Source organism: Aromatoleum sp. (assembly GCF_035254505.1).
Lineage (GTDB): Bacteria > Pseudomonadota > Gammaproteobacteria > Burkholderiales > Rhodocyclaceae > Aromatoleum.
Genome location: NZ_DATFAO010000033.1, coordinates 15251 through 29991, shown reverse-complemented (window position 1 = coordinate 29991; position 14741 = coordinate 15251). Strand labels below are relative to the sequence as shown.

Below are 14741 nucleotides of genomic sequence, written 5' to 3'. Positions count from 1 at the left end.
ACTCGCACGCACGCCCTCATCCCAAACGCAAAGAAATCAAACGGCAGCCCTAGCCCTCGCTTTGGCAACAAACTCCGCAACGAACGCCAGCGTCACACCACCTGAAATACCCAGGAGTACCGCAAGGGCAAGAGTCATTATCTTCCTTGGGGATGAAGGTCGCGCGGGAGCAACAACATCACTCGTCAATTCGGTCATGACGGTCCTAGGTGCGTTCATCTTCTGCAACCAGGCCGGCAACTCACGCTCCACCGAGGACAACTCGGCCGCAATCCGCGCCCGCTCCTGAGTCAGTAACGAGGCCTGAACGACATCCTTCTTTTTCAACGTCTCAAACAGGTCGTTCGAACCAATAAAGAGTCCGTTGAGCAAGCGCCGCTGGGCCTCGATCTGGTCGATTCGACGGCGGGCCAGGTCCACTTCCGATTTGAATATCACCCCGTGCCTTGCAATTACGTCGTCGACGACGCGCTTCATAAACTCCGCCGACTGCTCGGGCGTCGCACCATGAACCGCCAGCTCGATAACCTGCTTCGAATTTCGCTGCAGCGCCGCCGATTTGAGAAATGGAAGAGGCCGTTTGACGCCCGTTGAAACCTCCTCGCCATACTTGCCCATCAGCGACGTAGTAAGGACCTCGGGATCTTCAAGCCCCCCAGAATCTGCAACTTGTCCTATGCGAAGCGCCGCGTGGACCTCGAAAATTGGAGTCGCCACGAACAAGTAAACAACCGCACTGAGCAGACACAGTCCAAGGGTTACAACGACCCAGGACTTACGCCGAACCAAGATTTCCCATAACTCAAAAAAACTAAGCTCATCGTCGACATGGGTCGCAGAGGTATTTCGGTCTGACATTGGGAATATTAGTTATGATAAAACAGTCGATTATCGCACCATCTCACGTGCACGGCATATTGCACGAAGGTAATAGAGTGCTACGAATTTACATTCCGTGATACGCGCGGTACCACGCTACAAATCGCCCTACCCCCTCGCGCACGCTCATCGCAGGCGCAAAGCCGGTCCATGCGTTGAGCTCATTCGTATCGGCATACGTCGCTGGCACGTCACCATCCTGCATTGGCAGGAAATTCTTCTCGGCCTTCTGCCCGACGGCCTCTTCGATGGCTTCGATGAAGCTCATCAGCTCCACGGGGTTGTTGTTGCCGATGTTGAACACGCGGTAGGGCGCCTTGCCGCGGCTCGGATCGGGATTCAGCGGATCGAAGGCCGGATCGGGCTCGGCGACGCGGTCGAGGGTGCGGATGACGCCTTCGACGATGTCGTCGATGTAGGTGAAGTCGCGCTTCATCTTGCCGTGGTTGAAGACGTCGATCGGACGGCCTTCGAGGATCGCCTTCGTGAAGAGGAAGAGCGCCATGTCGGGGCGTCCCCAGGGGCCATATACGGTGAAGAAGCGCAGGCCGGTGGTCGGAAGGTCGTAGAGATGACTGTAGGTGTGGGCCATCAGTTCGTTGGCCTTCTTCGTCGCGGCGTAGAGACTCACCGGATGGTCGACGCTGTCGTGCTCTGAGAACGGCATCTTGGTGTTGCCGCCGTAGACGCTGGAGCTGCTCGCGTAGACGAGGTGCTGGACCTTGTTATGGCGGCAGCCTTCGAGGATATTCGTGAAGCCGACGACGTTGCTCTCGATGTAGGCGTGGGGGTTCTGCAGTGAGTAGCGGACACCGGCCTGGGCCGCGAGGTGGATTACGCGATCGAACTTTTCTTCGGCGAACAGCTTTTCCATACCAGCGCGGTCGGCGACGTCGAGTTTGACGAAGCGGAAGCCGGGATTGGGCGTCAGCCGGGCGAGGCGGTCGAGTTTGAGTTGGGGGTCGTAGTAGTCGTTGAGGTTGTCGATGCCGACGACCTGGTCGCCGCGCGCGAGTAGTACCTGGGCGGCATGCATGCCGATGAAGCCGGCTGCACCGGTGACAAGAATTTTCATGGCGGGGATAGCGTGCGAGCAGTGAATGGGATAGGCGCGAATTATCGCATAGCCGCCCGAGCGCTCCTTGCTCCGTACAGCAAGACCGCACCCGCGGAGCTCGACGAGCGTGCGCGCGAGCGGGGGCGATATACTTGTGCGCTTTGCTCCGCGCCGCTTCCGATGCTCGCCCGCCTTGCCTATTCCCTGCTGTGGCTGATCGCCCTGCCCTTCGTCGTGGCGCGGCTGATGTGGCGTGCGCGCCGTCAGCCAGAGTATCTGCAGAACGTCGGCGAGCGCTTCGGGCGGTATCCGGTGACGGCTCCGGCGCAGTTGATCTGGGTGCATGCTGTGTCGGTTGGCGAGACTCGGGCCGCCGAGCCGCTCGTGCGCGCGATACTTGATCGCTGGCCGGAGTGCTCGGTCTTGCTAACGCACATGACGCCCACCGGGCGGGAGACGTCCGCAGCGCTGTTTGGCAGCGAACGGCGTGTGCTGCGCGCCTACCTGCCCTACGACCTGAAGCCCTGCGTGACGTCTTTCCTGCGCCATTTTCGCCCGCGGGCGGGGATCGTCATGGAGACAGAGTTGTGGCCGACGCTGCTCGGCGCGTGCCGCGATCGGGCAGTGCCGGTGCTGCTTGCGAATGCCCGACTGTCGGAACGCTCCGCCCGCCGTTACGCGCGATGGCCGTCGCTGACCCGGCTGACGCTCGGTGCGTTGACTGCGATCGGGGCGCAGACAGAGGCTGATGCTGTGCGTCTGCGGGAGCTCGGCGCCCATGGGGTCGAGATCACGGGCAACATCAAGTTCGACATGGCACCGCCGGCGAGCCTGATCGAGATGGGAAGGAGCTTCCGCGAGCAGACCGCCCAGCGGCCGGTAATTCTCGCCGCGAGCACGCGGGACGGCGAAGAAGCGCTGATCCTTGATGCATTTGCCTCTATGGCACCGCTGGAAGCGCTGCTGATCGTCGTGCCGCGGCATCCCCAGCGCTTCGACCAGGTGGCGGCGCTCGCGACGAGTCGGGGGCTGGCCTTGCAGCGGCGCTCGGACGGCGAATCGGTGTCAGCAGCGACGCGCGTATGGCTCGGAGACTCGATGGGTGAAATGTTCGCGTATTACGCGGCGGCCGACGTCGTGTTGATGGGCGGAAGCTGGTTGCCCTTCGGCGGACAGAATCTCATCGAGGCGTGCGCGGTCGGCGCGCCGGTGATCCTCGGCCCCCACACCTACAATTTTTCCCTCGTCGCCGAGCAGGCGGTCGCTGCGGGAGCGGCACTCCGGCAAGACGAGGTCGGAGACGGGATGCGGACTGCCCTGGCGCTGCTGGCCGAACCGGACCGCCGTGTAGCGATGGGTCGCGCGGGTCGCGCGTTCTCCGCGAGTCACCGTGGCGCCACGGCGCGGACCGTGGCGCTCGCGGCGGCCCTACTGGAGCGCCGCGAAGCTGAGGCCTGAGGGTGCCGCTTATTCGCCAAGCAGGGCGTTGATGACCTGGATGTCCTCTTCGCCGAGGGTGCCGGCTGCTGCCTTCAGACGGAGCTGGGCAAGCAGCGTGTCATAGCGGGCCCGGGCAAGCTGGCGCAGGGTGTCGGCGAGCTGACTCTGGGCGTTCAGGACGTCAATGTTGATGCGCACCCCGACTTCGTAGCCGAGACGGTTCGCTTCGAGCGCCGAGGTCGAGGAGACCTTCGCGGCCTCCAGCGCCTTGATCTGCGCGAGACCGCTGGTCACACCGAGGTAGGCCTGGCGCGCAGCGAGCGCAGAGCTGCGCCGTGCGTCCTCGAGGTCGGCGTCGGCCTTCACTTTGAGGGCTGCCGCCTCGCGTTCGCGCGACGAGATCGCGCCGCCGGCGAAGAGCGGCACATTCAGTTGCAGGCCGACGGTCGTCGCTTCGGTGACCTGCGCCCCCCTCGTGCTGGTCGTGAAGCCGACGCTGTTGCGCCCCTGGGTCGCGACCAGATCGACGGTCGGATAATGTCCGGCGCGCGAACGTTCGACTTCGCGCTCGGCGATCTGCCGCGCCAGTTGCTGCGCCTGCACGGTGTAGTTGCCCTGCTCCGCCGCCGCCGCCCAGTCCACGATGTTATCGGGCTGGGGCCGTGACAGGCTCAGACCGACGCGTAGCCCCGCGAGCGGAGAGGTTTCCTTGCCAACGATCTGCGCGAGCGCCTGACGGCGGACGTCGAGGTCGTTCTGCGCAGCGATTTCCTGTGCCGACGCGAGGTCGAAGCGCGACTGGGCTTCATGCACATCGGTAATCGTGACGGTACCGACTTCGAAGCTCGCCTTTGCGAGCTGCAACTGCTCGGAGGCGGCCTTGCGCAATTCCGACACGGCACTCAGGGAGTCCTGCGCGTTAAGGACGTCGAAGTAGGCCTGCGAGACGCGCAGGACCAGGTCCTGGCGCGCGAGCCCGAGTTGGGCCTCCGCCAGCGCGGTCTGCAGTTCGCCCTGCTTGTACTGAACCCAGTTCTGCCACCGAAAGAGCGGCTGCGTGAGCTGGACGCCGTAGTTATTGCTGTTGTACTGATGGGAACCCAGATCCGGGCGTCGGATGTCGAGGTCATTCCAAGTCGTGCCGGCGCTGGCGCCGATCGCTGGCAGAAGGCCCGCCCGGCCCTGGACGACCTTTTCCTGTCCGGCGTCGTATTGCGCGCGCGCCGAGGCATAGCGCGCATCGTTGGCCAGCGCGTCGCGATACACCTGCATCAAGTCGGCGGACCATGCCGCGGTCGACAAGAGGCTCGCCAGACAGACTACTGCCGCACGTTTCATCTACATCTCCGATGGATAGGCAGCGCTGGCTCAGTAACGAGGCATGCCCGGATCAACCAACTCGGCCCAGGCATGGACGCCGCCGGCGAGGTTGATCACATGCGAGAAGCCTTGCCTCTCGAGGAACATGCAGACCTGCGCGCTGCGGCCGCCATGATGGCAGATTACTACGATGTCGGCATCGGGATCGAGCTCCTGCTGGCGCGCGGGCACGGTGCCCATGGGCATCAGCTCGGCGCCGGGGATGCGGCAGATGTCGAACTCTGCCGGCTCGCGCACGTCGAGCAGCATCGGTTTTGCGCGTTCGGGGTCGGCCAGCCATTCGGACAGCTCGGTGACGCTCATCTGTCGCATCCGGAACTCCTTCAGAAGCGGAATTCGTCCTTGCGCTGAGCGTTCTTCAGCATCGGGACGATGGTTTCGAAAACGTCTTCGGTCTTGAACTGGCCTTCGCCGGTGCAGGTCACGAGACGCCCTTCCATCACCGGCGCGTCGCCGACGAAGGCGAACAGGCGGCCGCCGACCTTCAGTTGCTGGAGCAGGCTCTGCGGCAGCATCGGCAGGCCACCCGAGACGACGATCACGTCGTAGGGCGCGCGAGCCGACCAGCCGCCCGCGGCATCACCCTCTTCGACGATGACGTTCTCGACGCCGTAGCGGTTGAGGTTATCGCTCGCGAACTTGGCGAGTTCCGGTTCGATTTCGATCGTGCGCACCCAGTCGGTGCGAGCGGCGAGCAGCGCCGCGAAGTAGCCGGAACCGGCACCGATCTCGAGCACGGAATCCGAACGCTTGAGCTGCAGCGCCTGCAGGATCTTCCCTTCGATCACCGGCTTGAGCATCACCTGGCCGCAGCCGATCGGGATCTCGCCGTCAGCGAAGGCGAGCGTCTTGTAGGCGGCGGGAACGAATTCCTCGCGCTTGACCGTCATCAGCAGATCGAGGACGTCCATATCCAGCACATCCCACGGGCGGATCTGCTGCTCGACCATGTTGAAGCGGGCACGTTCGAAGTTCATGGCTTTGGCTTCCTGTCCAAATATTAGCACACGCTAATAAAGCGTGCTTTGAATAAACTTTCGCATTCTAACCCACTTGCTGCGTTGCAAGGCGGCCGGGTGATCCGACGGGATCCGGCGCGTCGCGCTGCACCCGATACCACGCCGCGTACAGTGCCGGCAGGAAGATCAGGGTCAGGAGCGTCGCGACGGTCAGTCCGCCCATGATCGCGACCGCCATCGGCCCGAAGAAGGCGCTGCGCGTGAGCGGGATCATCGCGAGGATGGCGGCGGCAGCGGTCAGCATGATCGGACGGAAGCGGCGCACGGTCGATTCGACGACGGCGTCCCATGCGCTGCGGCCGGCCTCCCGGTCCTGCCGGATCTGATCGACCAGGATCACGGCGTTGCGCATGATCATCCCCGACAGGGCGATGGTGCCGAGCATCGCGACGAAGCCGAAAGGCTTGTTGAAAGCGAGCAGGAAAGCCGTCACGCCGACGAGGCCGAGCGGCGCGGTGAGGACGACCATCGCGACGCGGGAGAAGCTCTGCAGCTGGAGCATCAGCACCGTCAGCACCGCGACGATAAAGAGCGGCATGCCGGCGGCGACCGATCCGCCACCCTTGGCGCTCTCCTCGACCGAGCCGCCGACCTCGACGTGATAGCCGAGCGGCAGCTTTGCCTGCAGCGCGTCGATCTGCGGGGCGAGCTGGGCGACGATGGCGGCGGGCTGGACGTTTCCGTAGAGCGTCGCGCGCACGGTGACGGTCGGCGCGCGGTTGCGGCGCCAGATCACGCCCTGCTCGAAGCCGTATTCGGGCGTCGCGATCTGCGACAGCGAGACGCTGCGGCCGTTGCCGGTCGGGATGGCGAGATCGGGCAGCAGGCCGAGATGGACGCGCTCGGACTCGGCGCCGCGCAGCAGCACGTCGATGGTCTCGGTGCCTTCGCGGAACTGCGTGACCGCGAGCCCCTGCAGTGAGGTGTTGAGGAGCGTCGCGACGTCCTGGCTGGACAGCCCCAGCAGGCGCGCCTTGTCCTGGTCGATGCGCAGGCTGACGCGTTTGGAGGGCTCTTCCCAGTCGAGATGCACGTTCGACAGCTCGGCGTTGCCGCGCATCACTTCGGCGACCTGATGGGCGATACGGCGCGCCTCGTCGGCGTCCTGGCCGCTGACGCGATACTGCACCGGGAAGCCGACCGGCGGGCCGTTTTCGAGGCGATTGACGACGCCGAGCACGTCCGGCGGGCCCTGCTCGAACAAGGCGATCGTTTTCGCGCGCAGCGCTTCGCGCGAGGCGGGGCCGTCGGTGAGGACGACGAACTGGGCGAAGCTCGTCTGTTCGAGTTGCTGGTCGAGCGGCAGGTAGAAGCGCGGACTGCCGCCGCCGAGCCAGGCGACGTAGTTCTCGATGCCGGGCTGGCCGTCGAGGAAGGCTTCGATGCGCTTCACCGCGCGCTCGGTCGCGTCGTGGGAAGCGCCTTCGGCGAGACGCAGGTCGATCAGCAGTTCGGGCCGGGTCGAATCCGGGAAGAACTGCTGCGGCACGAAACGCGCAAAGACGAACAGGGAACCGACGAAGATCGCGACGGTGAGCGTAATCACGCGCCAGCGATGGGCGACGCTGGCGTCGACGAGCTTGCGGAAGCGCGTGTAGAAGGGCGTGTGGTAGATCGCGTGTTCGTCGTGCTGGGCATGAGACTGTGCGGCGCGCGCGGCGAGGCGTTGGGCAAAACGGGGGGACACCCGTGCGAGCAGCCGCGCCAGCGGCGAGGGTTTGCCGGTGGCGGCACGGAAGTCCGGCAGCAGGTGCAGGCCGAGCCAGGGGACGAAAAGCACCGCCGCGACCCAGGATACGAGCAGCGCGATCACAGTGACCTGGAAGATGGAGCGCGTGTATTCGCCGGTCGACGAGGCGGCGGTCGCGATCGGCAGGAAGCCCGCGGCGGTGACGAGCGTGCCGGAGAGCATCGGCATCGCCGTCGAGGTGTAGGCAAAGCTCGCTGCGCGGACACGGTCCCAGCCCTGCTCCATCTTGGTCGCCATCATCTCGACGGCGATGATGGCGTCGTCGACCAGGAGGCCGAGCGCGATGATCAGCGCGCCCAGCGAGATCTTGTGCAGGCCGATGTCGAAGAGGTTCATGAAGAGAAAGGTGATCGCGAGCACGACCGGGATGATCACGAGCACGACGATGCCGGTGCGCAGGCCGAGCGACATCAGGCTCACGACCATGACGATCAGGACCGCCTCGGTGAGCACGCGGACGAATTCGCCAACCGAGCGCGAGACGGCGCGCGGCTGGTCGGCGACGCGTTCGAGGCGAAGGCCGACCGGCAGTTGCGCCTCGATGTGCGCGACGGCCTCGTCGAGGTGCTTGCCGAGCGCGATGATGTCGCCGCCGGCGCGCATCGACACGCCGATGCCGAGCGCGTCCTCGCCCTTGAAGCGCATACGCTCGCGCGGGGGATCGGCATAGCCGCGGCGGATCTCGGCGACGTCGCCGAGGCGGAAGCTGCGGCCCTGGGCGCGGATGACGGTCGCGCGGATCGCGTCGAGGTCGTCGAAGGCGCCGGTCGGGTGCAGCCAGATGCGCTCGTCGGCGGTCTCGAAGAAGCCGGCGCCGGCGGTGGCGTTCTGGCCGGCGAGGGCCGCGACGATGTCGCGCGCGGACAGGCCGAAGGTCGCGAGCTTGGTGTTGGAGAGCTCGATGAAGACGCGTTGCGGCTGCTCGCCGAAGAAGCTGACTTTCGCGACGTCATGCACGCGCAGCAGTTCGCTGCGGATCGCCTCAGCGTAGCGCTTGAGCTCGGCCTGGTCGAGCCCTTCGCCGACGAGCGCGAAGATGTTGCCGTAGGTGTCGCCGAATTCGTCGTTGAAGCTCGGCCCGACGATGCCCTGCGGCAGCGTGTAGCGGATGTCGCCGATCTTCTTGCGCACCTGGTACCAGACGTCGGGCACTTCGCGCGCGGGGGTCGAGTCGCGGGCGACGAAGAAGACCATCGACTCGCCGGGTCGCGAGAAGCTGCGCACGACGTCGACCTGGGCGACTTCCTGCAGCTTCTTCTCGATCTTGTCGGTGACCTGGCGCGAGACCTCCTCGGCAGCGGCACCCGGCCACTCGGTGCGGATCACCATCACCTTGAAGGTGAAGGGCGGATCCTCGGACTGGCCGAGACGGCCGAAGGAGTACGCGCCGATCGCAGTCAGCACGATCATGAGATACAGCACGAGCGATCGGTGGCGCAGGCCCCAGGCGGAGATGTTGAAGCGCCCGTCGCGATGTTCGGTGGCGGAGCTCATTTGCGGGTATCCAGGGCGACGGGGGCGTTCTCGTCGACGGGGCGGACGGTCTCGCCGGCGACCAGCCGATGAACGCCGGTCAGCACGATCCGCGCCCCGGGCGGGAGGCCGCCGCGGATCGCGACGCCATCTTCGCGGAACTCGCCGACTTCAACCGCGATAGGGCGGACCTGCGACGCATCATCGACGAGCCAGACGGTCGCATGCCCATCCGCACGGGTGACGGCGGTGAGCGGCAGCTGCGCCTGAGCTACAGCGGTCGTCGAGAACACGACGCTGGCAGTCGCGCCGAGCGGCAGGCCGGCGTCCGCCGCGGGAATGCTGACGCGCGTGGCGTAACTGCGGGTAGCGGTGTCCGCGGCCGGAGCGATCTCGCGGACCGTTGCCGGATAGTCTTTCTGCGGGCTGGCCCAGGCCCGGACCACCGCCGGCATTCCTGGCTGGAGCGATCCAATGCGGCTTTCGGGAACGGCGATGAGCACTTCGCGCTCCTCGGGCCGCGCGATGCGCACGACGGCCTGGCCGGCGGTCACGACCTGCCCGGCTTCACCCATCGCGGCGGTGACGACGCCGTCGTGATCGGCGACGAGCGTCGCATACGTTGCCTGATTGCCGGCCGTGGATGCCTGGGCGCGGGCTTGGCGCAGCCGCGCTTCGGCTGCCTGCAGCGCCGTCCGGCGCGTGTCGAGGGCCGAGGCGCTGACGAAGTTCTTCGCGTGCAATCCTTCCACGCGCGCGAACTCGGCACGTGCGAGCGCGACGTCGGCCTCGGCGGCCGCGACCGCGGCGCCGGCGGCCTGTTCGGCGAGGCGGGTGTCCTGCGGGTCGAGCCGGGCGAGAATCTGGCCGGCGCGGACCTGGGCGCCGACATCAACGCGACGCTCGATGAGCTTGCCGCCGATGCGGAATCCGAGCTCGGCTTCGTGGCGCGCCTTCACTTCGCCGGTGTACACATTGAGGTTTTGCGCGTCGCCGGATGCGGAGAGGGTTCTCACGATCACGGCGCGGGGAGTCTTCTCCGGCGGAGTCGGACTGGAACAGGCCGCCAGCGCCGCCGCCAGAAATGCGCTTGCCAGGACTTTCATCGGGCGTCTCCGGAACGAAGCGGTTGTACTCGCAGACCATCGAGGACGACGTCGAAATAGGTCTGCAGGTAGCGCTCGACGTCGGTGTCGGGGCCGCAGCACGATGCGAACGAGTGGCGCCACAGCGCGAGATGCAGCAGCGGCGCGATCAGCACGCTGCCGACCGTTTCGAGGTCGACTTCGCGGAAGATGCCGCGCTCGATGCCGCGCGAGATCGCGACGCGGATGAGGCCCATGCCGCGCTGGATCACCACCTGGTGGTAATAGACGGCGACGTCAGGGAAGTTGCGCGCCTCCGACATCATCAGTTTCGGAATCCCGCCGAGTTCGGTACTGCCGATGCGCTCCCACCAACCGTCGAGGATGGCCCGCAGCAGTTCGACCGGGTCGTCGTGCTCGTCGAGCAGCGCCTCGCCCGCCGCGATGGCCGGCACGACGCCCTCCTGGATGACGGCCTTGAAGAGCGCTTCCTTGCTGTCGAAGTAGAGGTAGAGCGTGCCCTTGGAGACACCGGCGCGGGCGGCGACGTCGTCGAGCTTGGTCGCGGCGAAGCCCTTTTCGACGAACAACGCCAGGGCCGCCGAGGTGAGTTCCTGCGGTCGCGTCTCCTTGCGTCGCCTACGCTGACGCTGGCTCGCGGTGTTTTCATTCATTCCTGCCTCCCGACGGCCTGAATTACTGACTGACTAGTCAGTACTATAGACGACCGGGTTACCTACGCCAAAGGCTTCCCGTGCAGACCTTCCGCATTGGCGCGGAGGCCAGCCGCCAGCGCCTAGCCGGGCGCCAGCAAGGGCAGATCGATGATGAACAAGGCGCCGCCCGCGGGGTCGTTTGCGACGGACAGCCGTCCGCCGTGGCGCTCGACGATGCCATAGCTGATCGCGAGCCCGAGGCCGGTTCCCATGCCGACCGGCTTGGTCGTGAAGAAGGGGTCGAAGATGCGGTCGAGGATCTCGGGCGCGAGGCCCGGTCCGTTGTCGTGGAAATGCAGCCGCACGCGCCCCTTCTCGACTTCGGCGGTGATGTCGAGCCGAGGTTCGGCGAGTTCGGCGGTCGCATCCCAGGCGTTCTGCACGAGGTTCATCACGACCTGCTGCATCTGGCCGGCCGAGCCGGTGAGCGGCAGATTTTCAGGCAGGTCGATGTCGACGCGGAAGTTCTCGCGCGAGGCCTTGCACACCCAGCGCACGGCGCGCTCGACGACTTCCGTGAGGTCGAAGGGGCGGTTCTCGTCGCGGTCGATCGCGGAGAAGCGCTTGAGGCCATCGACGATGTCGCGCGTGCGCTCGGCGCCTTCGATCGTGCCTTCGATCAGCGGCGGCAGGTCGGCGAGGATGCGGTCGATGCGCAGTTCGGCGCGCAAGTCCTCGAGCACTTCGCGGGGTTCTCCGCGATGCATGGCGGCAAGGTAGCGTTCGAGGCGTTCCGCGTAGCGCTTGAGCGCATGCACGTTGCCGAGCACGAAGCTGATCGGGTTGTTGAGTTCGTGCGCGACGCCGGCGACGAGGCGCCCGAGCGAGGCCATCTTTTCGGAATGCAGCAGTTGCTGCTGGGTCCGCTTGAGGTCTTCGTGGGCTTGGCGCAGCGCGTGGTAGGCCTTGCGCAGTTCGCCGACGGGGCGGCCGGTGATGACCATGCCGAGCGTCTTGCCGATCGAGCTGAAGCGCGGCGTGCAGTTGAGGGACACCGGCACGGCGCTGCGGTCGCGGGCGCGCAGGGGCAGCTCGCAGTCGTGCACGGCCGCCTGGCCGAAGCTGCCGAGGAGTTCGCGCGCGCGGTCGTGCGAGACGTCGTCGGCGAAGAGGTCGTAGATCGGCCGGCCGCGCAGCTCGGCAGCTTCACGGCCGCAGAAGTCGACGAGCGAGCGATTGACGTCCTCGATCACGCCGTTGCGGTCGCACACGACCATGATGTCGGACATCGAGGTGAGGACCGACAGGATGAACTGCTGCGACTCTTCGAGCTTGGCGTTCTTCTCTTCGAGGGCGACTTCGTATTGCAGCAGATCCGAGTAGACCTCGTCCATCTTGTGGATGACGTCCATCCACATGTCTTCGTCGACGGCGATCAGCTCACCGGGGTGGCCGGTGTGGCCGGGGGTTTTTGCAGGCGGGCGTTGGTCGCTCATCGCGTCTTTCTGGGTCAATGGACCGTGCAGACCATGCACGGATCGAAGGATCGGACGACGTGCTGCACGGCGAGCGGGACTGCCTCGCCCTCGCCCACCGGCGTGCCGACGAGTGCCTGTTCGAGGGCGCCGGGCGTGCCGGCGGCGTCGCGCGGCGAGAAGTTCCAGGTGGTCGGGGCGACGACCTGATAGTTCGCGATGCGGCCCTGGCGGATCACGAGCCAGTGACCCAGCGCCCCGCGCGCAGCTTCGACCATGCTGAGTCCTTGCGCTTCATCGGGTATGGGGCCCTGATGGCAGAAGAGTTCCCCGGGTTCGATCGCGCGGATCCAGTTTTCCATCGCCGGCACGACGCGGGCGAATTCGAGCAGGCGCGCGATGACGCGGTTGGCGACGTTGCCGCCGGTTTGGCCGACGAGCTCGCGGACGAGCGGGTGGCCGTCGACGACCTGGCGGGCAAGCGCGCCGCATTCGACAACCTCGCCCGCGAGGCGCGGAGCCTTGCACCAGCTATAGGCGCCAGGGCGGTCGATGTCGACGCGGGTGTCGCCCTGCCAGGGGTGCAGCGGATGGGCGTCGGCCATCCAGGCGTGGCTCGCGTCTTCGGCGATGTCGGTGTGGGCGACCGATGCGAGGGTCGCTGTCGGCGCGTGCCAGAGGCCGCGCGCAAAAAGCGACGAGCCGGCGAGCGGGTAGTTGCCGTAGCTGAGGAAGCGGTCGGTGGCGCGGCCGAGGCGGTCGAGCGCAAGGGCGTCGGCGATTTCGAGGAAGAGGCGGAAGTCGCTCGATGCGGGGGTGCGTTTCGCCTTCCAGGCATCGAGGGCGGCGATCGAGTCGAGCGCGGCGATGGCTTCGAGGGTGTCGCCGAAGAGGTGGCGTTCGAGCCAGCCTCGGAACTGGCGCAGCAGCGCATGCACGCGGATCTTCTCGGAGGCACCGATGGCGCGCGCGGAGCCGCCGGGTTGCAGCGTGAGGCTGTGCGGCCATTTGCCGGCGAGGATGCCGAGGATCTGCAGGAAGGCGGCGCGGGCGGGCAACGCGTCGGCGGTCGCGGTGCCTTCGGTCGCCTTGAAGCGGGCTCGGGCGGCGTCGAACCAGGGCCGGCCGGCGTAGGCATCGCGCGCGAAATCCGGCATGAAGAAGAGGTAGAAGTGGGTGAAGTGATCGGCGAGGTTTTCGTTGGCGAGGATCAGGTTCGCGGCGAGTTCGCCGTTCGGGGGCGGCGTGAGGCCCATGGCGTCGCCGAGCGCGCGGGCGGCGGCGGCCGATTGCGAGACGGAGCAGATGCCGCAGATGCGCGGGACGAAGACGAGCGCGTCGCGCGGGTCCTTGCCGAGGAGGATCTGTTCGAAGCCGCGGAAGAGCGGCGAGTTGACGTGTGCAGCGGTGACGCGGCCGTCCGTCACGTCGAGCGTGACTTCGAGATCGCCTTCGACGCGGTTGAAGGGGCCGACGATGAGGCGGGTCACTTCGTACGTCTCCAGCGGATCGGCGGAGCAACGACGGTGTGGTCGACGCGTGAGTTGTCGCGGACGCGTTTCGGGGTCGCGGATTTCGATAGCGCGGCGAGTGCGACGAACCAGGCTTTGGGCATGTCGGACGGGAGCGCGATGGGGATGCCGGCGACCTTGGGGGTCATCGCGAACGGGTGGCCGGGTTCTTCGAAGCCGGGTTCGGTGCAGGCGATGCAGGCGTAGCCGCCGGTGATGCAGGAGCCGCCGCCATTCCAGGGGCGGACGTTGCAGTCGGCGTGGGCCTGGGTGCCTTTGCAGCCGAGGTTCTCCATCAGGCAGCCGAGGTCGGAGGCTTTTTCGGCGCTGGCTTTGAATTCGTAGAATTCGTTGCGACTGCAGCCGTGGTGGACGAGTTGGTCGGCGTAGAAGCGCGGGCGGCCGACGGGGTCGAGACTCTCCCCGTCGAGGTCGCCGAGGGCGAGTCCGAGGAGGGTTTCGACGATCCACGCGGGGTGGGTGGGGCAGCCGGCGACGTTGATGACGGGGAGGCCCGCAGTCCCCGTGTAGTGGGCGCCGAGGAGGCCGCTCCGGGTTTCGCCGTCGTATTGGAGGCCGCAGGCTTCGGCCGGGTTGATGCCGCCGGCGGTGATACCGCCGTAGGCGGCGCAGCTGCCGATGGCGAGCGTGTGGCGCGCGCGGGCGGCGAGGTCTTGAACCCAGTCGATCATGGGGCGGCCGGTGCCGGCGAGCATGTGGAAGCGGCCGGTGCCTTGCGGGCCGCGGAGCATGGAGCCTTCGATGCAGAGGAGGTCCACTTGGGTGTCGCCGCGGACGCAGGATTCGAGGAGCTCGACGACTTCGGCGCCGGTTTGTTCGGACAGCGCAGGATGCCAGAGGATGTTGATGCCGGCGTCGCGGAGCATGGCGATGAGGTCGCGGGCGTCATGGCACAGCAGTGACATGGTGCAGCCGCCGCAGCCGCCGGATTGGAGCCAGAGGAGGTTCATTGCCTTTCTGCTGGGGTGTTGTTCGTCAAAACCGCCCCCGACAGC

Annotated in this window: 12 protein-coding genes; 1 reads left to right on the top strand and 11 read right to left on the bottom strand. The window is 66.4% G+C overall.

Features of this window, described 5'->3' with window-relative positions:
* Positions 1-36: 36 nt before the first annotated feature.
* Together VJ673_RS05380 and VJ673_RS05375 are read right to left on the bottom strand one after the other, a co-directional pair.
* Positions 37-858, bottom strand: a complete 822-nt coding sequence (locus VJ673_RS05380) for a Wzz/FepE/Etk N-terminal domain-containing protein (RefSeq protein WP_324125018.1) — start codon at positions 856-858, stop codon at positions 37-39.
* Between the two features lie 88 nt (positions 859-946).
* Complete coding sequence (locus VJ673_RS05375) at positions 947-1954, bottom strand: NAD-dependent epimerase (protein WP_324125017.1); 1008 nt, start codon at positions 1952-1954, stop codon at positions 947-949.
* 162 nt (positions 1955-2116) lie between these two features.
* Here VJ673_RS05375 and waaA point away from each other — a divergent pair, with 162 nt between their 5' ends.
* Complete coding sequence (gene waaA, locus VJ673_RS05370) at positions 2117-3394, top strand: lipid IV(A) 3-deoxy-D-manno-octulosonic acid transferase (protein ID WP_324125016.1); 1278 nt, start codon at positions 2117-2119, stop codon at positions 3392-3394.
* A gap of 9 nt (positions 3395-3403) precedes the next feature.
* Here waaA and VJ673_RS05365 read toward each other — a convergent pair whose 3' ends face one another.
* The 9 genes from VJ673_RS05365 to VJ673_RS05325 form a co-directional block, all read right to left on the bottom strand.
* Positions 3404-4714, bottom strand: a complete 1311-nt coding sequence (locus VJ673_RS05365) for a TolC family outer membrane protein (RefSeq protein ID WP_324125015.1) — start codon at positions 4712-4714, stop codon at positions 3404-3406.
* Positions 4715-4744: 30 nt separating this feature from the next.
* On the bottom strand, positions 4745-5068 hold the full coding sequence (locus VJ673_RS05360) for a rhodanese-like domain-containing protein (protein WP_324125014.1): 324 nt from the start codon (positions 5066-5068) through the stop codon (positions 4745-4747).
* 11 nt (positions 5069-5079) lie between these two features.
* Entirely contained in the window at positions 5080-5733 is a 654-nt protein-coding gene (locus VJ673_RS05355) for a protein-L-isoaspartate O-methyltransferase family protein (RefSeq protein WP_324125013.1), read from the bottom strand.
* Between the two features lie 67 nt (positions 5734-5800).
* Positions 5801-9019, bottom strand: coding sequence for an efflux RND transporter permease subunit (locus VJ673_RS05350; protein ID WP_324125012.1), 3219 nt, complete (start codon positions 9017-9019; stop codon positions 5801-5803).
* Entirely contained in the window at positions 9016-10104 is a 1089-nt protein-coding gene (locus VJ673_RS05345; protein ID WP_324125011.1) for an efflux RND transporter periplasmic adaptor subunit, read from the bottom strand. Before VJ673_RS05345 ends, VJ673_RS05350 begins: the two co-directional genes overlap by 4 nt.
* On the bottom strand, positions 10101-10757 hold the full coding sequence (locus tag VJ673_RS05340) for a TetR/AcrR family transcriptional regulator (protein WP_324125010.1): 657 nt from the start codon (positions 10755-10757) through the stop codon (positions 10101-10103). The genes VJ673_RS05345 and VJ673_RS05340 overlap by 4 nt, the downstream gene beginning before the upstream one ends.
* Positions 10758-10879: 122 nt before the next feature.
* Complete coding sequence (locus VJ673_RS05335) at positions 10880-12235, bottom strand: sensor histidine kinase (protein WP_324125009.1); 1356 nt, start codon at positions 12233-12235, stop codon at positions 10880-10882.
* Between the two features lie 14 nt (positions 12236-12249).
* On the bottom strand, positions 12250-13704 hold the full coding sequence (locus VJ673_RS05330) for a nickel-dependent hydrogenase large subunit (protein WP_324125008.1): 1455 nt from the start codon (positions 13702-13704) through the stop codon (positions 12250-12252).
* Complete coding sequence (locus tag VJ673_RS05325) at positions 13701-14696, bottom strand: NADH-quinone oxidoreductase subunit B family protein (protein ID WP_324125007.1); 996 nt, start codon at positions 14694-14696, stop codon at positions 13701-13703. Before VJ673_RS05325 ends, VJ673_RS05330 begins: the two co-directional genes overlap by 4 nt.
* Between the last annotated feature and the right edge of the window lie 45 nt (positions 14697-14741).

Coding starts and splice junctions, on each gene's coding strand:
- VJ673_RS05380 (WP_324125018.1), bottom strand. CDS start 858: ATGTCAGACCGAAATACCTCTGCGACCCATGTCGACGATGAGCTTAGT.
- VJ673_RS05375 (WP_324125017.1), bottom strand. CDS start 1,954: ATGAAAATTCTTGTCACCGGTGCAGCCGGCTTCATCGGCATGCATGCC.
- waaA (WP_324125016.1), top strand. CDS start 2,117: ATGCTCGCCCGCCTTGCCTATTCCCTGCTGTGGCTGATCGCCCTGCCC.
- VJ673_RS05365 (WP_324125015.1), bottom strand. CDS start 4,714: ATGAAACGTGCGGCAGTAGTCTGTCTGGCGAGCCTCTTGTCGACCGCG.
- VJ673_RS05360 (WP_324125014.1), bottom strand. CDS start 5,068: ATGCGACAGATGAGCGTCACCGAGCTGTCCGAATGGCTGGCCGACCCC.
- VJ673_RS05355 (WP_324125013.1), bottom strand. CDS start 5,733: ATGAACTTCGAACGTGCCCGCTTCAACATGGTCGAGCAGCAGATCCGC.
- VJ673_RS05350 (WP_324125012.1), bottom strand. CDS start 9,019: ATGAGCTCCGCCACCGAACATCGCGACGGGCGCTTCAACATCTCCGCC.
- VJ673_RS05345 (WP_324125011.1), bottom strand. CDS start 10,104: ATGAAAGTCCTGGCAAGCGCATTTCTGGCGGCGGCGCTGGCGGCCTGT.
- VJ673_RS05340 (WP_324125010.1), bottom strand. CDS start 10,757: ATGAATGAAAACACCGCGAGCCAGCGTCAGCGTAGGCGACGCAAGGAG.
- VJ673_RS05335 (WP_324125009.1), bottom strand. CDS start 12,235: ATGAGCGACCAACGCCCGCCTGCAAAAACCCCCGGCCACACCGGCCAC.
- VJ673_RS05325 (WP_324125007.1), bottom strand. CDS start 14,696: ATGAACCTCCTCTGGCTCCAATCCGGCGGCTGCGGCGGCTGCACCATG.